Annotated in this window: 18 protein-coding genes; 14 read left to right on the top strand and 4 right to left on the bottom strand. The window is 65.3% G+C overall.

What is annotated here, in order from left to right:
* The first annotated feature begins 91 nt into the window (after nt 1-91).
* From H8M03_RS04715 to H8M03_RS04705, 3 genes are read left to right on the top strand one after another with little or no spacing between them, the layout of a single operon-like run.
* Complete coding sequence (locus H8M03_RS04715; protein ID WP_187480586.1) at nt 92-1,438, top strand: pilus assembly protein TadG-related protein; 1,347 nt, start codon at nt 92-94, stop codon at nt 1,436-1,438.
* Nucleotides 1,435-1,911 (top strand): TadE/TadG family type IV pilus assembly protein, encoded by a 477-nt coding sequence (locus H8M03_RS04710; protein WP_187480585.1) that lies wholly within the window; start codon nt 1,435-1,437, stop codon nt 1,909-1,911. The genes H8M03_RS04715 and H8M03_RS04710 overlap by 4 nt, the downstream gene beginning before the upstream one ends.
* The gene (locus tag H8M03_RS04705) at nt 1,908-2,312 is read left to right on the top strand and encodes a TadE/TadG family type IV pilus assembly protein (RefSeq protein ID WP_187480584.1); all 405 of its coding nucleotides are present in this window, start codon (nt 1,908-1,910) and stop codon (nt 2,310-2,312) included. Before H8M03_RS04710 ends, H8M03_RS04705 begins: the two co-directional genes overlap by 4 nt.
* Here the strand turns inward: H8M03_RS04705 and H8M03_RS04700 are convergent.
* Nucleotides 2,309-3,067, bottom strand: a complete 759-nt coding sequence (locus H8M03_RS04700) for an enoyl-CoA hydratase (protein ID WP_187480583.1) — start codon at nt 3,065-3,067, stop codon at nt 2,309-2,311. The genes H8M03_RS04705 and H8M03_RS04700 overlap by 4 nt on opposite strands.
* An 87-nt stretch (nt 3,068-3,154) precedes the next feature.
* On the opposite strand from H8M03_RS04700, the gene fsa reads away from it, so the two are divergent.
* From fsa to nadA, 9 genes are all read left to right on the top strand, one after another.
* Nucleotides 3,155-3,805: a fructose-6-phosphate aldolase gene (fsa, locus tag H8M03_RS04695; RefSeq protein WP_187480949.1), complete on the top strand. Its 651-nt coding sequence runs from the start codon at nt 3,155-3,157 to the stop codon at nt 3,803-3,805.
* Nucleotides 3,806-3,852: 47 nt separating this feature from the next.
* Nucleotides 3,853-4,419: a DUF484 family protein gene (locus tag H8M03_RS04690; protein WP_187480582.1), complete on the top strand. Its 567-nt coding sequence runs from the start codon at nt 3,853-3,855 to the stop codon at nt 4,417-4,419.
* 59 nt (nt 4,420-4,478) lie between these two features.
* Nucleotides 4,479-4,805 (top strand): DUF1476 domain-containing protein, encoded by a 327-nt coding sequence (locus H8M03_RS04685; RefSeq protein WP_187480581.1) that lies wholly within the window; start codon nt 4,479-4,481, stop codon nt 4,803-4,805.
* A 5-nt stretch (nt 4,806-4,810) separates the two neighbouring features.
* Entirely contained in the window at nt 4,811-5,059 is a 249-nt protein-coding gene (locus H8M03_RS04680; RefSeq protein WP_187480580.1) for a BolA family protein, read from the top strand.
* A 52-nt stretch (nt 5,060-5,111) separates the two neighbouring features.
* Nucleotides 5,112-5,372, top strand: a complete 261-nt coding sequence (grxD, locus tag H8M03_RS04675) for a Grx4 family monothiol glutaredoxin (RefSeq protein WP_246449182.1) — start codon at nt 5,112-5,114, stop codon at nt 5,370-5,372.
* Nucleotides 5,373-5,583: 211 nt separating this feature from the next.
* Nucleotides 5,584-6,816, top strand: a complete 1,233-nt coding sequence (locus H8M03_RS04670) for a glycosyltransferase (protein ID WP_187480578.1) — start codon at nt 5,584-5,586, stop codon at nt 6,814-6,816.
* On the top strand, nt 6,813-7,667 hold the full coding sequence (locus H8M03_RS04665; protein WP_187480948.1) for an MBL fold metallo-hydrolase: 855 nt from the start codon (nt 6,813-6,815) through the stop codon (nt 7,665-7,667). The genes H8M03_RS04670 and H8M03_RS04665 overlap by 4 nt, the downstream gene beginning before the upstream one ends.
* Entirely contained in the window at nt 7,649-8,368 is a 720-nt protein-coding gene (locus H8M03_RS04660; RefSeq protein WP_187480577.1) for a DUF4230 domain-containing protein, read from the top strand. Before H8M03_RS04665 ends, H8M03_RS04660 begins: the two co-directional genes overlap by 19 nt.
* Nucleotides 8,365-9,441, top strand: coding sequence for a quinolinate synthase NadA (nadA, locus tag H8M03_RS04655; RefSeq protein WP_187480576.1), 1,077 nt, complete (start codon nt 8,365-8,367; stop codon nt 9,439-9,441). The genes H8M03_RS04660 and nadA overlap by 4 nt, the downstream gene beginning before the upstream one ends.
* On the opposite strand, the gene H8M03_RS04650 is transcribed toward nadA, so the two are convergent.
* On the bottom strand, nt 9,438-11,183 hold the full coding sequence (locus H8M03_RS04650) for a DUF885 domain-containing protein (RefSeq protein ID WP_187480575.1): 1,746 nt from the start codon (nt 11,181-11,183) through the stop codon (nt 9,438-9,440). The two genes, nadA and H8M03_RS04650, sit on opposite strands and share 4 nt — an antisense overlap.
* A gap of 81 nt (nt 11,184-11,264) precedes the next feature.
* Between H8M03_RS04650 and H8M03_RS04645 the strand changes: the two genes are divergently transcribed.
* A complete protein-coding gene (locus H8M03_RS04645) occupies nt 11,265-13,349 on the top strand; it encodes a prolyl oligopeptidase family serine peptidase (RefSeq protein ID WP_246449100.1) in 2,085 nt (694 codons plus the stop codon).
* 3 nt (nt 13,350-13,352) lie between these two features.
* Here H8M03_RS04645 and H8M03_RS04640 read toward each other — a convergent pair whose 3' ends face one another.
* Together H8M03_RS04640 and H8M03_RS04635 are read right to left on the bottom strand one after the other, a co-directional pair.
* Nucleotides 13,353-13,766 carry a DUF4112 domain-containing protein gene (locus tag H8M03_RS04640; RefSeq protein WP_187480574.1) on the bottom strand — a complete coding sequence of 138 codons (414 nt, stop codon included), beginning with the start codon at nt 13,764-13,766 and terminating at the stop codon, nt 13,353-13,355.
* The gene (locus tag H8M03_RS04635) at nt 13,766-15,244 is read right to left on the bottom strand and encodes an ABC transporter substrate-binding protein (protein WP_187480573.1); all 1,479 of its coding nucleotides are present in this window, start codon (nt 15,242-15,244) and stop codon (nt 13,766-13,768) included. The genes H8M03_RS04640 and H8M03_RS04635 overlap by 1 nt, the downstream gene beginning before the upstream one ends.
* 104 nt (nt 15,245-15,348) lie before the next feature.
* On the opposite strand from H8M03_RS04635, the gene H8M03_RS04630 reads away from it, so the two are divergent.
* Nucleotides 15,349-17,346: a transglycosylase domain-containing protein gene (locus H8M03_RS04630; RefSeq protein ID WP_187480572.1), complete on the top strand. Its 1,998-nt coding sequence runs from the start codon at nt 15,349-15,351 to the stop codon at nt 17,344-17,346.
* Nucleotides 17,347-17,349 lie beyond the last annotated feature (3 nt).

Here is a 17,349-nt window from a genome sequence, read left to right as displayed (position 1 = left end):
TTACCAACGTTAACCACGCCGCTGAACGATTTGCTCACCTTGAAGCGCCATAGAAACCGCCAAAGCGCATGCGATCCGTGGGATAAGCGATATGATCCGGTTTCTTCGAGCATTGTGGAAGGACAAGCGCGGCAATGCCCTGATCATTGCCGGAGCGTCCATGCCCCTGATCATCGGTGCGGCCGGACTTGGCACCGACACGGTGCAATGGTTCCTGTGGAAGCGCGAGCTGCAGCGGGCGGCCGATTCCGCGGCCTTCGCCGGCGTTCAGGGCCGGATCCAGGGGATCAGCGTCAACGGACTGTGCGACGCCACGTCGACTGTCGGTCGCGATCTGGCGATCAACAATCAGGTACGGGTGGGCAACGCCGACACCAGCTGCACGGTGCAAAACTCCCCGGCGTCCGGGAGTTATAGTTCGGACCCCAATGCGGTCCGGGTTGCCCTGTCGGTGCAGAAGTCGCTTGGCTTCTCGTCGATGTTCCTGGCCGGAACGCCGACCATCAGCGCCAGCGCGACGGCCACGGTCGTCCCGAGCGGCGAATATTGCGTCATCAGCCTGGAAAATACGGCGACGACCGGCATTGCCGCTTCGGGCAATGCGACCGTTGACATGGGCTGCGGGATGATCACCAATTCCATTTCGATGACCGCTGCCGTTGCGACGGGTTCGTCGGTCGTCACAGCCAGCCCGATCGCGGCCGTGGGCGGCATCGGCGCCAGCAACAACTGGGGTACCGGCACCGTCCTGCAGCCGTTTACGCTGGCTCAGGACGATCCGTTCCAGCACGTCTACCCACCGGCAGCTTCGACCTACCCGTCCGGCAATTGTCCGAACCTGACGGTCAACTCGAACACCACCAAGACAACATTTACGGCGAATTCCGATTACAAGGCGATGGGTACCAACACCTATTGCTTCGGCAGCATCACCATTCGCGGATCGGTGACCTTTCCGGCCAATAGCGTGATCGTGCTCGACGGCGGTTCGTTGCAAGTCAACGCGCAAGCCAGCGCGACCTGCGACGGATGCACCTTCGTGCTGACCAACCGGAATACGTCGACGACGGCGACTATCGGCAACGTCGATCTCAACGGCGGCGCGACCCTCAACCTCAAGGCGCCAGGAACGGCCGCGACCGGCGATGCTGCAAACTATCGCGGGATCATGATCTATCAGGATCGCCGTGCGACGACCGGCACCAATGCCAACCAGCAAAGCTCCGTCAACGGGAACGCCAGCTCCTTCCTGCAGGGCGCGCTCTATTTCCCGAGCCAGCAGCTGACGTTCAACGGCACCGCGGGGATGTCGACGTCCTGTCTGCAGCTGGTCGCGCGGCGCGTGTCCTATTCGGGCAACCTCAATATCTCGAACAGCTGCCCGCTGACTTCCGGTGCGTCGGCCTTCACGGGCAAGAAAATCCGGCTCGTCGCATGATCGCGCTCCGGGCTCTTGGCCGCGACGAACGCGGGGCTTCGGTCGTCGAACTGGCGCTGATCGCGCCGGTGCTCGCCAGCCTGTTCGTCGGCATGGTGGACATCAGCCGCGCCTATTCCTTCCGGCTTGGGCTGGAGCAGGTGGTCCAGCGGTCGATCGAAAAGGTCATGCAGTATCAGGAAAGCACCAGCACTTATTCGACGCTGCATAATGAAACCGTGATTGCGGCGAATGCTGCCGGCTACACGGACGTCGCCTCGGGCGACGTGGTGCTGGACTACTGGCTCGAATGCGCCGGCGTCCGCCAGGCGTCCTACGACACCAATTGCAGCGCGGGCGTTGCCTATGCCCGCTACGTGCAGGTTTCGGTCAGTTCCGATTTCGAACCCTTGTTCGGCACCGAGCTTTTCCCCGGCGCGAACTCCGACGGCAACTTCACAATCACGGCCCGGGCCGGGATGCGCACGCAATGATCAGGCTCGCTATCCTGAAACGCGACGAACGTGGCGCCGCGGCGGTTGAATTCGCGCTGGCGATCCCGGTGCTGATCTCCTTCATCTGGGGGATATTCCAGACCGGCATGCTCCTGCAGGCGAATGCCGCCATGCAGCATGCGCTCGGCGAAGGCGCGCGCTATGCGACGCTGTATGTGGCTTCCACCACCGACCACCGGCCAAGCGACACGGAAATCGTCGCCAAGATCAATTCTTCGATGATCAGCCCGCCGGCCGGCTCGTTCGACGTCGACGACCCTATCACCGGCGCCGGCTTCAAGACCTTGTCGGTGACGTACACGATGCCGATGGACTTCCTGTTCTTCGAAGGTCCGACTGTGACGATGACCCGGTCGAAGAAAGTCTACGTGGTCGTTTAGGCGCCCTTCGCCTTGGCCGCGAAAAAGGCGGCGATGGCGGCCTTCACCTCATCGGACTGCAGCCGTTCCGAGAAATGGTCGCCTTCTACCTCCATCCGTTCGAGCACCGCGTCGGCCGTGCCTTCGCGCAGCAATTGCTGGGTCAGGCGCAGCGCCTGCGGGGGCTTGGCGAGCAGTCGGTCGACGATCTTCTGGAACGTCGCCTCCCGCTTTCCGGGGGCGGCGACATGACTGACCAACCCGATGTCCAGCGCTTCGGCGGCTCCGAACGCATCGCCCAGCAGCAGGTAGCGGGCTGCGCGGCGACGTCCGGCCAGTTCCGGCAGGATCAAGGTGCTTGCCGCTTCGGGGACCAGGCCAAGATCGACGAACGGTAGCAGGAATTGCGCGTCTTCTTCCGCCACCACCAGGTCGCAGTGGAGCAGCAGGGTGGTGCCGATGCCCACCGCATTGCCCTGTACGCTGGCGACTATCGGTACCGTGTTGCGGGCCAGGGCGCGCAACAGGCGCCAAACCGGAATATCGTCGGAAATGCGCGGCAGGGCGGTCAGGAAGTCATGCAGGTCGTTGCCGGCGGTGAAGTCCTGCCCTTCGCCGCGGATGGTGATCAGCCGGATCGCGTCGTTGCCGGCGGCGCCTTCGATGGCGTCGGCCATCGCCGCGTACATCGCGACGGTGATCGCGTTGCGCCGATCGGGCCGGGTAAAGGTAATCGCCAGCACCGGCCCGTCGGTTTCGATCCGGATGTCGCTCATCTGTTTTTTCCCCGAAATTGCCGACTCAGCCGATGACGGCTTGTGTAGCAGCCGCTATCGAGACGCCAACCACAGCCGGGGACGATGATGAAATTCTTTGCCGACACCGCGGAAATCCAGGAAATCCGCGATCTTGCCGAAACGGGCCTGCTCGATGGCGTCACCACCAACCCCTCGCTAGTCCAGAAATCCGGCCGCGATTTCGTCGAAGTGCTGCGTGAGATCGTCGCGGTGTGCGACGGGCCGGTTTCGGCCGAAGTCGTTGCGCTCGACTATGACGGCATGATGGCCCAGGCCGAAAAACTGCGCCAGGTGGCCGACAATATCGCCGTGAAGGTGCCGCTGACGGAAGCCGGGCTGAAGGCGTGCCGGACCCTTTCGTCGCAAGGGACGATGGTCAACGTGACCCTCTGCTTCTCGGCCGCGCAAGCCTTGCTCGCCGCCAAGGCGGGGGCGACCTTCATCTCGCCGTTCGTCGGCCGCCACGACGATGTCGGTTTTTCCGGAATGGAACTGATTTCCGACATCCGGCTGATCTACGACAATTACGATTATGAGACGCAGATCCTGGTCGCTTCGGTCCGCAGCCCGATGCACATTGTCGAAGCCGCCAAGATCGGCGCCGATGTGATGACCGCGCCGCCGAAGGTCATCAAGCAGCTTTACAAGCATCCGCTGACCGACCTCGGGCTGGAAGCCTTCACCAAGGATTGGGAAGCGACCGGGCAGAAGCTCTAGCCCCTACGGCCACCGGATTTTAACCGGTCCGCCCTTATGGCGGAAGCATGGGGCAGGTCGTTCAATTCGAACAGCAGGCGGTGGCGACGCTGCGCGCTCGGCTGGGCGCGGCCGAGGAGGCAAACGAGGACCTGATCGCCTTCGCGCGCGGCCATTCGGACGCCGTCGCCTCGATCAACGCGGCGGTGTTGGAAGCGATCGAAGCGGATTCGCTCGAAGATTTGTTGGACATCATCGCCAATCGCTGGCCGGACATCCTTGGCATTGACCTTGTCGCCATCGCGCTGATGGTCGGCGGGCAGGCTTTCCGGGCGGACCAGAATGCCATCGAGCGGGTCGAAGCCGCCTTTGTCGGACGCATGCTCGCCCATTGCCCGCGCGTGGAGATTCGTAGCGTGAACAGCGGCCATGCCCTGTTCGGCGCGCCCGCCGCGGCCAGTGTCCGCGCCGAGGCGCTGATCCGCATCGATGGCGCCCCTTCATATCCGACCGGCCTCATCGTGCTCGGTCAGCGGGAAGCCCTGTCGATCGCCAGCAGTCACGGGTCTGAGCTGCTGCTGTTTCTCGGCAAGGTGGTCGCCGCGACCGTCCGCCGCTGCGTCACCAACCGCTAGGCGGCTGGACGGACTTTCCTCGCGCCCCTATCTCGCAGTCAAACAGCGAGAGGCAATCGATGACCCAGTTCGACGATCGCGAACGCGCCTACGAGGCAAAGTTCGCCCACGACGAAGAAATGAACTTCCGCATGATCGCGCGGCGCAACCGCCTGCTGGGCGAGTGGGCGGCGCGCAAGATGGGCCTGTCGGAGGAAGAAACCGCCTCCTACGCCAAGGACGTGGTCCGCGCCGATTTCGAAGAAGCGGGCGACGATGACGTCATCCGCAAGCTGATGGGCGACCTGACCAATGCCGGCGTCGAGATCGACGACGCGCAGATCCGCGAAGCGATCGGCAACAAGACGGTCGAGGCGCGGCGCCAGATCATCCAGGAACAGAGCTGACCGATATGCCGATGCCTGCAAGCGAGATCGAACGGCTGATCAAGGACGCGATTCCCGACGCCGAGGTGACGATCACGGATCTTGCGGGCGACGGCGATCATTATGCCGCCAAAGTCGTCGCGCCGGCCTTTGCCGGCCTGTCCCGGATCAAACAGCACCAGCTGGTGTATGCCGCGCTGGGCGGCCGGGTCGGCGGCGAATTGCACGCGCTGCAGCTTCAGACCGCAGCGCCAGAGGAGATGACAAGTGACTAGCGCCAGGGACCAGATCGACCAGATCGTCCACGAAAACGATATCGTCCTGTTCATGAAGGGGACCGAGCTGTTCCCGCAATGCGGCTTTTCGAGCCGCGCGGTGTCGATCCTCGAACATCTTGGGGCGGAGTTCAAAACCGTCGATGTGCTTCAGGATCCCGAGATCCGCCAGGGCGTGAAGGAATATAGCGACTGGCCGACCATTCCCCAGCTGTACGTGAAGGGTGAATTCGTCGGCGGATCGGACATCATGATGGAGATGTTCGAAAGCGGCGAGCTCAAGCAATTGGTCGGCGCGCCCGCCGCATCGTAACCGGACAACAAAAAAGGGCGGTGCAGCGGGACCAGAGAAACCGCGACACCGCCCCTTTGGTGGTTTGTGGAACCAAGTGGACAGCTACATTGAAGCAATACGCGTGCCAAATGGAAAATATCGCAGATTTCCGCCAAATATTTTTAGCCGGGCAACGGCCTGGGCCCGCCACGTGTAAGCAAATCCGACACTTTGCCACTGGAATAGGCCAGTGAGTGCAGCAGCGCCCCTGCTGATCTGCGACGTCACGCAAAGCTGGTCCGAAGTCGGTGGCGGCGTGGGGACTTATTTGCGCCGCAAGCGCGACTTCCTGCTGGCCAATACGCCGCATCGTCACATGCTGATCGTGCCCGGCGCCGAGGATCATGTGGAAGAGGATGGGCGCACCATCACGGTCACCATCCGGTCGCCCAAGGTGCCCACCAGCCCGCGCTATCGGCTGTTGCTGCGTAACGGCGCGGTCCGCGAGGCGCTGGAGCGTTTCAAGCCTGACGTGATCGAAAGCCAGGACGCCTACAACCTGCCGTGGGCGGTGCTCGGCTATCGCCGGCAGCACCCCGACGTCGCGGCGGTTGCGGGTTATTTCACCGATTTTCCCACGGCCTATGTGCAACGCCCGTTCCGGCGCGTGCTCGGCAATTGGCTCGCCAACAAGGCGCAGGCGCTTTGCTACTGGTATTGCGGCAAGCTCTACGGGCGATTCGACGCAGTCTACGCGCTGAGCGAGGCGGGCGGTGCCGATAAGCTGCGCGAGCTTGGCGTCGGCAATGTGGAGATCGTGCCGCTGGGAGTCGAACTGGACGCCTTCACTCCCGACAAGCGCGATCCCGACGTGCGCCGCAAGCTTGGCGTTGAGCCGGACCAGCCGCTACTGGTCTATCTCGGCCGGCTCGATCGCGAACGCCGGGCGCAAGTGGTGGTTGACGCTTTCAATAAGCTGCCGGAAGCGCTCGGCGCGCGGCTGGTCCTGCTTGGCGAAGGCCCGGTCCGGGATTCGATCGTCGCGTCGGGCAACCCGCGGGTGATTGCGCCCGGTTACCTGAAGGACCGGGCCGAACTGGCCCGCTGGCTTGCCAGTTCGGACATGTACGTTTCCGCCATGGCCGACGAGACGTTCGGCGTTTCGGTGATCGAGGCACAGGCGTCGGGCCTGCCGGTCGTCGGAGTCGCGGCCGGGGCGATGCTCGACCGCGTCGACGAAGAAACCGGGCGTCTCGGCCCGGTCGACGATGCGGACGCTATGGCGGCCAACATACTCGAGGTGTGGCAATCGAACCGCCAGGCGATGGGCGCCGCGGCGCGGCAGCACGTCGAGGGCCTGTTCGGCTGGGACGTCACGTTCGAGCGGCTGCTGCGCAACGTCTATCCCAAGGCCATCGCGGCACGTCATTCCAGCGCCCCGGCGAACGTCGGCGGTTCGGTCGCGCGGGGTACGGCGGCCTGATCGAGGACGCGCCCTACGGCCGGCTCGAGGCGCTTGAGCCGGGGATTGCGCGGCTGCTGGCGCACAATCCGTCGGCCTTCACCTTTACCGGCACGCAAAGCTTTATCGTCGGTACGGACCGCGTCGCGGTGATCGACCCCGGTCCGGACGAACCGGCGCACGTCGATGCGCTGGTCGCGGCGGTGGACGAACGCGAGCTCGTGGCCATCGTCTGCACCCATACCCATCGCGACCATAGCCCCGCGGCCCGCCCGCTAGCGCAGCGGACCGGCGCCCCGATCATCGGCTGTGCACCGCTTGCGCTGGAAACGGTGGGACCGCGCGCCGATGCCGCCTTCGACGGCGCATATGCACCGGACCGCGTGCTTTCGGACGGTGAGAGCATCGACATCGGCGGCTCGCCGCTCACCGCGGTGGCGACGCCCGGCCATACCTCCAATCACCTGTGTTTTGCGTGGGGCGACGCCCTTTTCACCGGCGATCATGTGATGGGCTGGTCGACGACCGTCGTGATCCCGCCGGATGGTGACATGGCCGACTATATGGCCAGCCTCGACAAGCTGCGCGCCCGCGACGACCGCATCTATTATCCGGCGCACGGGCCGGCCGTGACCAACCCGGCCCAATATGTCCGGCACCTGATGGGACACAGGATGCAGCGCGAACGGCAGATCCTGCGCCTGGTCGGCGACGAACCGCAGGGCATTCCCGAAATCGTCGCCGGCGCTTATCCCGGGCTCGACCCTCGCCTGCGCGGCGCTGCGGGGGCGTCGGTGCTTGCCCATTTGCTCGACCTGCAACGCCGCGGCCTCGCCGACGTTGAGGAGGATAGATGGACCGCGACACGATAAGACTCCCGCTGCTGATCGTCGCCGTGCTGGTGGCGCTGCTAATGGGCATCGCGCTGGGCGGTGCCGGGCTGATCGACCGCCTGCTCAGCGGTCCCGACCCCAAGGCCATTGCGACGTCGAGCCTGGAATCGATGCGCGCCCAGAACCGGCTGGTCACGTTCGTCGCCCGGTTCGTGTCGGTTTCCTCGGCCAGCCAAAGCAAGCTTGGTTTTACCACCGAACGCACGCTGATCCTGCCGGGGACGGTGCGTTATGAAGTCGACCTGGCGCGGCTGAACCAGAAGGACGTGGCCTGGGACGAAGGCAGCAAGACGTTGCGCGTCCGCCTTCCGGACGTCGAGATCGCCGGGCCCGAAGTCGACCTGTCCCAGGCGCGCGAATATGGCTCCGGCGGCTTGCTTGCGACCTTTACCAATTCGGAAGAGCGGCTCGACCAGGCCAATCGCGCCAAGGCGGTCGCCGACCTGCGCAAACAGGCAATCGCCCAGGTGCCGATGCGCATGGCGCAGGATTCGGCGCGACAGGCTGTCGAGCGCAGCTTCGCCATGCCGCTTCGCGCGGCCGGCATCGAAGATGCCAAGGTCGTTGCGCGCTTCGCTTCGGAAGACTCGAACGATCCAAGCCGCTGGGACGTGTCCACGTCCTATGAAGACGCGATCAAGGAAGCGCAGCGCCGCCGCGCCGCCGAAGGGGCCAAATGACAAACCAACCGATCAGCCTGAAGGGTGTCGACCTGCTGGCGGAAATCCAGCGTCTGAAGGAGGAGCGCAACGCCGTCATCCTCGCCCATTATTATCAGAAGCCGGAAATTCAGGACCTGGCCGATTTCGTCGGCGACAGCCTCGATTTGTCGCGCAAGGCGGCCGCGACCGACGCCGACGTGATCGCCTTTTGCGGGGTTCGGTTCATGGCGGAAACGGCCAAGATCCTGTCGCCGGAAAAGACGGTGATCCTGCCCGACATGGATGCCGGTTGCTCATTGGAAGACAGTTGCCCGCCCGACCAGTTCAAAGCCTTCCGCGAGGCCCATCCGGACCATATCGCGCTGACCTACATCAACTGCTCGGCGGCGGTGAAGGCGCTCAGCGACATCATCGTCACCTCGTCGTCGGCGGAAACCATCCTCGACCAGATTCCGAAGAATCAAAAGATCATCTTCGGCCCCGACCGGCACCTTGGCGGCTATCTCGCGCGCAAGTTCGACCGCGACATGCTGCTGTGGCCCGGCATCTGCATCGTCCACCAGGCCTTCAGCGAGACCGAGTTGCTGAAGCTCAAGGCCGAATATCCCGGAGCGCCGGTGGCGGCGCATCCCGAATGTCCGCCGCACATCATCGATCACGCCGACCATGTCGGCTCCACCAGCTCGATCCTCAAATTCTGTTCGGAGACGGACAGCGATATCGTGCTGGTCGCGACCGAACCGCACATCATCCACCAGATGGAAAAGGCGCGCCCGGACAAGACCTTCATCGGGGTCCCGGGCGGTGACGGGAACTGCAATTGCAACATGTGCCCGTACATGGCGCTCAACACGCTGGAGAAGCTCTACGTCAGCCTGCGCGACCTTCAGCCGCAGATCGAGCTGGCTCCCGACTTGATGGACGCCGCGCGCGTACCGCTCGAACGGATGCTCGAAATGGCTGGCAGCACCGTCGGCAAGGGCGACGTCGGCAAGCCCGTGCTGCGCAGCGATCCGGCCGACGCGATCGAGGAAGATGCCGACGGTGGCGTTGCGCCCGGCGACATCGATCCGAAGATCAGCGGAGACTAGGCCTTCCGGGCTTCCGCGATATAGGCACGGACGCGGCTTTCCAGCACCGGCAACGGCACCGCGCCGAGCGCCAGGATCAGGTCGTGAAACTTGCGCTGGTCGAACCTGGGGCCAAGCGCGGTCTCGGCTTCACTGCGCAGCCGCCGGATGGTCAGTTCCCCAAGCTTGTAGGCCAGGGCTTGGCCGGGCCAGCTGATGTAGCGGTCGACCTCGGTCTCGACCTCGTGCTGGGACAGCGCGGTGTGGGAGGCGAGATAGTCGATCGCCTGCGCGCGCGACCAGCCATAGCGGTGAATGCCGGTGTCGATCACCAGCCGCGCGGCACGCCACATCTCGTAGCTTTGCTGACCGAACTTTTCATAAGGCGTGCGGTAAATGCCCATCAGATTGCCGAGCCATTCGACATACAGCCCCCAGCCTTCGCCATAGCCGGAGAAATAGAGGTTGCGGCGAAAGGCGGGGAGGGCCTTGCCCTCGACCGACAGCGCTGCCTGGAAGCTGTGCCCGGGCGCGCATTCGTGCAGCGTCAGGGCAGGAATGTTGTACAGTTGCCGGACGGGCAGATTGTACGTGTTCATCTGGCAGCTTTCGAGCCCGCCGCGCCCGGCGGTGTAAAAGGGCGCCAGCGCTTCGGGCACCGGAATGATGGTGAAACGCCGGCGCGGCAGCAGTCCGAAATAGTCGCCGAGCTTTCCGTCGACGCGCTTGGCGACATAAGATGACACGCCAAGCAACTCGTCGGGCGTCCGGGCGATGAATTGCGGATCGGTCTTCAGGAACGTCAGGAATTCCGCCAGGCTGCCCTTGAAGCCGGCGTCGCGCATGGTCTGTTGCATCGCGCGTTCCAGCCGCGCCACCTCGCCCAGCCCGATCTTGTGGATCTCCTCCGGAGTGAGGTCGGTGGTCGTATATTCGCGAATTTCGGACCGGTAATAGGCATCGCCGTCGGGCAGGTCGCGCGCCGACACGGTCTTTCGCGCGCCGGGCAGGTAGGTGCCGCGATAAAAGACCAGCAGCTTCTGATAGGCGGGCACGACTGCCTGCTTGATCGCCGCCAGGCCTTCCGCGCGCAGCCGCGCCTGTTCGTCCGCCGTTATGGTCGACGGCATGTCCTTGAAGGCGCCGTAAAAGGCGTTGGCCTCACCCGCCTTCGTAAAGGATTCGATCGACCCGTCGCGGCCGGCAAGGGTTATCGCCGGCGGCGTCAGCCCGCGCCGCAGGCCTTCGCGCATGTTCACCACCTGCTCGCCGAAGTAGCGCGGGATGTCGCGCATCCGGCCGATGTAGCGGCGATAGGCCTCGGCATCGCGCAACGGGGTGCCGGTATCGAGATAGGTCCAGAAATTGCTGTCGCTGTTGACCGGCATCTCCCACTCGCGAAAGCGGGCGTTGGCCAGTTCGGCTTCGACGATCGTGGTCAGGATCGCGGCGTTGTCGCGCTCCTCTGCGGACAATTGACCGGCCGGGATGGCCTTGACCTGCGCCAGCACGTCGCGAAGGTACTCGGCGCGCCGCAATTGGGATGCCGGATCGACGCGGGGCAGGAAATCTGACGGCTGACTTTCGCCCTCCGGGTCTTCGAAATAGCCGGTTTGCTGCCCATTCCACGTCGCATAACCGTCGTAGATCGCTTTCAGCTTGGCATCGGCGGCGGTGGGCGCGGTCGCGGGCGCCTGCGCGACAGCAATTGCGGGGAGGGCGGCGACAGCCAGCGCGGCGGCGGCAAGGAAGCGGAAGGTCATGTACGGAGACTAGCGCCCGCCCCGCCTTGCGCAACGCCCGCGGCGGCGGCACGGTGGCCGCACATCCCGGGAGGAAGAACGTTGCGTAAACTTGCCCTGGCCGCCGCGGCGGTCGTGACTGCGTCTGCCGCCGCCGCGCAAAGCGGCGATCCATATCTTTGGCTGGAGGATGTGCAGGGCGCGCGACCGCTGGCGCAGGTCAAGACGTGGAACAGCGAGGCCGAAGCCGCGCTCACCCGCGTTCCGGGATACGAGCAACGGCGCAAGCGTGCACTCGCCCTGCTTAACGATCCGCAACAGATCGCGATGCCCGGCGCCGTGCTTGGTGACATGGTCACCAATCACTGGGTCGACGCGGACCACAAACGCGGCCTGTGGCGCGTCTCGCCGATCGCGGCCTTTGTCGCGGGCAAGCCGGAATGGCGCGTGCTGATCGACGTTGATGCGCTCGGCAAGGCGGAGGGCAAAAGCTGGGTGTGGCACGGCGCCAACTGCCTGCCCCCCGAAAACCGGCGTTGCCTGGTTTCGCTCAGCCCGGGCGGCGGCGATGCCGACGTCATTCGCGAATTCGACTTGCCCAGCGGCAGCTTTGTCGATGACGGGTTCACTGTTCCTCTGGGCAAGAACAGCGCCACCTGGCTCGACCGCGACACCCTGCTGGTCGCGGCGGTCGAGGACGAAGCAAGCAGCACGCGGTCGGGCTATCCGCGGGTGGTCAAGATGTGGAAGCGCGGCACGCCGTGGAGCGCGGCCACCGTGGTTGCGGAAGGTGCCAAGGAGGATATCTCCGTCGACCCCTTCGCAGTGACGGATGAGACCGCCCGTTATGTCGGCGTCCGCCGCGGCACCGGATTTTACGCCAGCCGCCTTTCGCTGTTCGGTGCTGACGGCAAGCTGGTAGAACTGCCGATTCCCGACACGAGCGAATTGGAAACGGTCATCGACGGACAGGCCATCGTCCGGTTGGTCGATCCGCTGGGCGAGTTCGCGCCCGGCTCGCTGGTCGCCTTCGACCTGCCGGCCATGCTTGCCGGGTCGAAACCGGCCGCGACGCTGGTGATGGCGCCATCCGCTTCCCAATCGATCGAGGAAGTCACAGCCAGCGACGATGTGCTGTGGGTGAAGGCGCTGGACGACGTGTCGGGCAAACTATTCGCGCTGCGCCATCAGGCGAACGGCAGCTGGACGACCGTCGCCATGCCGCTTGCTGCCAACAGCACGATCCACATCGTCGGCACGGCGGATTCGCAGGACATGGCGTTCGCCACCGTCGAAGGCATGCTCGAGCCCACGTCGCTGCTGGCCGTGACCGGCAAGTCAATCGAGCGCGTGCAATCGCTGCCGGCGCAGTTCGATGCGTCGCGCTTCTCCGTGGAGCAGAAGTTCGCGGCGTCGCAGGACGGCACGAAGGTCCCGTACTTCCTCGTCCGCAAGAAAGGCGCAGCGGCGCCGGCCAATGCGCTGATCCACGCCTATGGCGGCTTTCGCGCCGCGCAGACGCCCACGTACCTGACGTCGCAACCCTATCGGTCGGGACCGCTCGGCCTGTTCCTCGTGGAAGATGGCGACGCGTTCGTTCTCGCCAATATCCGCGGCGGCGGCGAATATGGCCCGGCGTGGCACAAGGATGCACTGCGCGAGAAGCGGCAGAACTCTTTCGACGATCTGGAGGCGGTGGCCCGCGACCTTATCGCGACCGGCGTCGCCCGACCCGAGGGCGTCGCCATCTCCGGCCGGTCCAACGGCGGAGTGCTGGTCGGCGCGGCGATGACTCAGCATCCAGAGCTCTACTCCGCGGTTATCGCCGGCTCTCCGCTGTTCGACATGAAGCGCTATTCGCATCTGTCGGCGGGCGCGTCGTGGATCGACGAATATGGCGACCCCGACAAGCCGACGGACTGGGCATTCCTCGGCGCTTATTCACCCTATCAGCAGGTCCGGTCCGGCGTCCGCTATCCGCCGATGTTCGTTTACCTGTCGACCGAGGACGACCGCGTGCATCCGGGTCATGCCCGCAAGATGACCGCGCGGCTGAAAGCCCTGGGCAATGCGGTCTATTATCACGAGTTCTTGGAAGGCGGGCATTCGGTCGGCGCGGACCGTGCCGAAGACGCCAAGCGCGCCGCTCTCGAATGGGCGTTCCTGAAGACGGAACTCGCTCGCTGACGCCTAGAGCGGGGTCGCGTCGATCTTGGCGCTTTGGGGGTGTTTCTTGTCGAGGTGGCGCTTGATCATCCGCAGGTTGCGGGTGTTCGAGCGGAAGAAGAAGTCCGGCACCGCCCCGACGAACGGAATGAGGCCAAGCATCCAGTCCACCCCGACGTTGCCGCCCATGCGGGCCATCGTCCATTTCGACATGCCAAGGTTGCGCGCTTCCCAGGCAAGGTAGGCGCCGATGGCGGCGGCGGCGGTCGGTCCCACCACGGGCACGAAATCCAGCAGCACGTCGAGTCCGACGGGGCGATTGATGCCGGGTACCACCACCAGCCGCTCCATCACCTTCTCAAGCGCCTCGACGCGCCCGCGGACGGACGCCGGGTCGTTGGCCAACATGCCGGAAATGCGATCAGTCCTGCCGTCCATCACTGCCCTGTTCGAAGCAACGGTTGTTCCAGGCCCGTTAGCGAATGGATGGCAAAGCGGTTCCCGGCAAAGCCGGTTACGCGCGACGACACCAGCGACCAGCGGATGGGCGCCGCCAGGGGAATGAACAGTTGCTGCGCATCGACCTTGCGCGAAGCTTCGGTCAGCAGGGCGCTGCGCTGATCGAGCACCGCGGTATTGCGCGCGGCCGCCAGCATCTCGTCAATTTCCACGTCGCACACGACAGCGACATCGCACCGGAAGTGGCGCAGGTACCATGCGGCCGATGTCGCCGGCGCGACCTCGTCGATCAGCGTGAGATCCGCGCGCCCACCTTTTTCGGCCCGCTGCACCTCGATGCCCAGCGCGCCCCAGTCCTGCTTCAGGCGATTGAACAGGATGTCGGCGCCCGGCCCGTCCGGCAAGGCGACGTACAGCGTCGGCTTGTCGTCGGCGCCGAACATCCGCGCCGCCGCCGCGACCAGCCCCGCCTGGCGCTCCGTCAGTGGGACCGCTGACCATTCCGGGGCAACCGGGTCAGCGCCGGTGTCGAGCGCCGGTTCCAGCACGGTGGATCGCGGCAGCAGGCCGGGCACCGCCAATGCGTCGATCAGCGCCTGCCGGTCGATGCTCTGGCTGAGCAATTGCCGAACCTGCGGATCGTCGACCAGACCGCCCTCGCGCACCGGCATCAGGCCGAACAGGCCGGCGGCCGGATCGAAGCGAAGCGCGCCGCGCGGCACCTTTTCCGCCTGCACCACCGGCAAGTCGTTGAAGGTGCCGCCAAGGACCAGCTCGACGCCGCCATCGATGAAGGCTGCCACCGCGTCTTTCACGGCCGCTCCGGACAACAGTAATTGCTCCTGCCGCATCTCGTCCTCGTCAGGCACCGGCACCTCGCGCACCAGTCGCAAGCGCCCGTCCTTGCTGCCCGCGCTGTCGAGCAGGAACGGCCCGGTCCCGCGCTGATCGTTGATCAGGCCCATTTCGGGTTGGGCGAGAAGCTGCAGCAGATGCGGGCGCGGCTGGGCGAGGCGGATTTCCAGCACGCGGTCGGTCATCGCAACGATTTCGTCGACCGCGCCGAACGTGTCCCTGAGCGGATTGCGGCTGCCGCTGGCTATCTTGCGGCGAAGCATGCGCGCCACCTGCTCGGCGGTGACTTTCCGGCCTTCCGGCCACTTGGTGCTGGCGAGCCGGAAGATGTAGCTCAGGCCGTCGTCGCTGACGTTCCAGGTTTCCGCGAGCCCGGGCTCGACTTGGCCCCGCGCGTCGAAGCGCACCAGGCCCTGCGCAACGGAATCGGCCAGGACCGAATCGCCCGCCGACATCGCCTTGGCGGGCTCTGCCAGCCGCGGCTGCGCACCGATGACGATCACCTGCGGCACGCCTTCGGACTTGCCGTCGCATCCCGACAGCACTGCCAGCGTCGCGGCGAGGGCGGCGGCAAGGGCGGGGCGTCGGATGGTATTGAGCATTGCGGACGACCTTAATTGCAATTGCCTGTTCAGCAACTCTCTGGCCATAACCCGCCAACTGTTTTACTGATGTAACTCACTTGGCGAAAAGCTTGACGAGGGCCGTGGCCGACTACGACGGAATCTGGAAGCGGGGCGGGGTCAACGTCGAGGAACTGCCGGACCCGTTCGCGCCCCAACCGCCGCCGCCCACACCGCCGGGCCCGGAGGCCGAGGAGCCGACGCGGCCGAAGCAATGGGGCCGGGGCAAGATCGCGGCGCTGGTCACCTTCGGCGTCCTCTTTCTCACCCTGTTGTGGCTGGTCCTGACCGCGCCCCTGTCGCGGGCGCTCGAGCCCCTGCCGGACCCGGCCATGCTGTTCCTGTCGCAGGAAGGGCGCCCGATCGCCCGCCGCGGCGCGATCAAGGAAGCACCGGTCGACGCAGCCAAGCTCGACAAGCTGACGACCGCCGCCTTCGTTTCGGTCGAGGACCGCCGCTTCTATCGCCACTGGGGCGTCGATCCGCGCGGGATCGGGCGCGCGATGATGGCCAATCTGCGTGCCGGCGGCGTTCGCGAAGGCGGCAGCACGATCACGCAACAGCTCGCCAAAACCAGCTTCCTGTCTTCCGACCGCAGCCTGAAGCGCAAGGCGCAGGAAGTGATCATCGCCTTTTGGCTCGAAGCGTGGCTGACCAAGGATGAGATCCTCTCGCGCTACCTGTCGAGCGTCTACTTCGGCGACGGTGTGTACGGCCTGCGCGCTGCGTCCGATCATTACTTCGACCGCAAGCCCGAGAATCTGAACCTGGCACAATCGGCGATGCTTGCCGGGCTGGTGCAGGCGCCGTCGCGGCTGGCGCCGACCAAGCATCTCAAGGCAGCGCAGAACCGCAGCCGGATCGTTCTCAAGACGATGGCGTCGACCGGTGCGATCACCGAGCAGCGCGCGCGCAACGCCAAGCTGGCGCGGCCGGTACGCCAATCCGAAAAAATCCCGTCCGGCACCTATTTCAGCGATTGGGTCGTCCCGCAGGCGCAGGACAGTTTCGCTTCGGAATTCGGGCTGGTGCGGGTGCCGACGACGCTGGATTCGGACCTGCAGCGGATTGCCGTCCGCACGGTCACCCGCGGCGGCATTGGCGATGCACAGGCCGCGCTGGTGGCGATGCGGCCCGACGGCCGCGTGGTCGCGATGGTCGGCGGCAAAAGCTACAAGGACACGCCGTTCAACCGGTCGACGCAGGCACTGCGCCAGCCCGGATCGGCCTTCAAACTATTCGTTTATCTGGCCGCGCTGCGCGCCGGCTGGACGCCGGACAGTATTATCGAGGACGAGCCGATCACGATCAGCGGCTGGACGCCGGCCAACAGCGACGGCGTCTATCGTGGCAAGATGACGCTGCGCGAGGCCTTTGCCCGGTCCAGCAACGCGGCCACCGTGCGCCTGTCCGAACGGGTCGGCCGCGCCAACGTCATCCGCGCCGCCCGCGACCTCGGCATTTCCAGCACGTTGCCCGACAAGCCTAGCCTCGCATTGGGCACCGGCGGGGTACGGCTGATCGAACTGACCGCCGCTTACGCCGCCATCTATTATGGCCGCTATCCGATCGAGCCGCGCGGACTGCTCGAACCGCCGCCACAGGCCAGCGGGTTCGCCGGCATGTTCGCGCCGGGCGGAGAGCTCGCCGCCAACCGCGAGCGGGCGCCGATGCTCGATCTCCTTTGGGCGGCGACCAACAGCGGGACCGGCAAGCGCGCGGCCTTGCGCGTTCCGACCTTTGGCAAGACCGGGACCACGCAGGATAACCGCGATGCGTTATTCATCGGCTTTGCCGGCAACCTCGTCGTCGGCGTCTGGGTCGGGCGCGACGACGACAGTTCGCTGGGCAAGGTCACCGGCGGCACCGCCCCGGCCAAGATCTGGCGCAACTTCATGGCCTCCGCGCTGGCGATCGACGGTCAGCGCGGACCGCCGCTGCCGGCCAACTATCGCAACCGCCCCGGCCGCGACGCGCCGGCGGACGACAGTCGGCAAAGTCCGCTGCCGGAGGATTGGAGCGAGAGCACGCGCAAGCTGCGCGAGATTGCCGACGCGTTGCGCGAGATGTTCGAGAAATAGGCT

It is taken from the genome of Sphingomonas sabuli (genome assembly GCF_014352855.1).
GTDB classification, from domain to species: domain Bacteria; phylum Pseudomonadota; class Alphaproteobacteria; order Sphingomonadales; family Sphingomonadaceae; genus Sphingomicrobium; species Sphingomicrobium sabuli.
Note: the sequence above shows the minus strand (reverse complement) of the source record. Positions and strands in the feature narration are given on the sequence as shown.

Excerpts from the sequence above, each read along its gene's own strand:
- H8M03_RS04715 (WP_187480586.1), top strand. The coding sequence starts at position 92 with ATGATCCGGTTTCTTCGAGCATTGTGGAAGGACAAGCGCGGCAATGCC.
- H8M03_RS04710 (WP_187480585.1), top strand. The coding sequence starts at position 1,435 with ATGATCGCGCTCCGGGCTCTTGGCCGCGACGAACGCGGGGCTTCGGTC.
- H8M03_RS04705 (WP_187480584.1), top strand. The coding sequence starts at position 1,908 with ATGATCAGGCTCGCTATCCTGAAACGCGACGAACGTGGCGCCGCGGCG.
- H8M03_RS04700 (WP_187480583.1), bottom strand. The coding sequence starts at position 3,067 with ATGAGCGACATCCGGATCGAAACCGACGGGCCGGTGCTGGCGATTACC.
- fsa (WP_187480949.1), top strand. The coding sequence starts at position 3,155 with ATGAAATTCTTTGCCGACACCGCGGAAATCCAGGAAATCCGCGATCTT.
- H8M03_RS04690 (WP_187480582.1), top strand. The coding sequence starts at position 3,853 with ATGGGGCAGGTCGTTCAATTCGAACAGCAGGCGGTGGCGACGCTGCGC.
- H8M03_RS04685 (WP_187480581.1), top strand. The coding sequence starts at position 4,479 with ATGACCCAGTTCGACGATCGCGAACGCGCCTACGAGGCAAAGTTCGCC.
- H8M03_RS04680 (WP_187480580.1), top strand. The coding sequence starts at position 4,811 with ATGCCGATGCCTGCAAGCGAGATCGAACGGCTGATCAAGGACGCGATT.
- grxD (WP_246449182.1), top strand. The coding sequence starts at position 5,112 with ATGAAGGGGACCGAGCTGTTCCCGCAATGCGGCTTTTCGAGCCGCGCG.
- H8M03_RS04660 (WP_187480577.1), top strand. The coding sequence starts at position 7,649 with ATGGACCGCGACACGATAAGACTCCCGCTGCTGATCGTCGCCGTGCTG.
- nadA (WP_187480576.1), top strand. The coding sequence starts at position 8,365 with ATGACAAACCAACCGATCAGCCTGAAGGGTGTCGACCTGCTGGCGGAA.
- H8M03_RS04650 (WP_187480575.1), bottom strand. The coding sequence starts at position 11,183 with ATGACCTTCCGCTTCCTTGCCGCCGCCGCGCTGGCTGTCGCCGCCCTC.
- H8M03_RS04640 (WP_187480574.1), bottom strand. The coding sequence starts at position 13,766 with ATGGACGGCAGGACTGATCGCATTTCCGGCATGTTGGCCAACGACCCG.
- H8M03_RS04635 (WP_187480573.1), bottom strand. The coding sequence starts at position 15,244 with ATGCTCAATACCATCCGACGCCCCGCCCTTGCCGCCGCCCTCGCCGCG.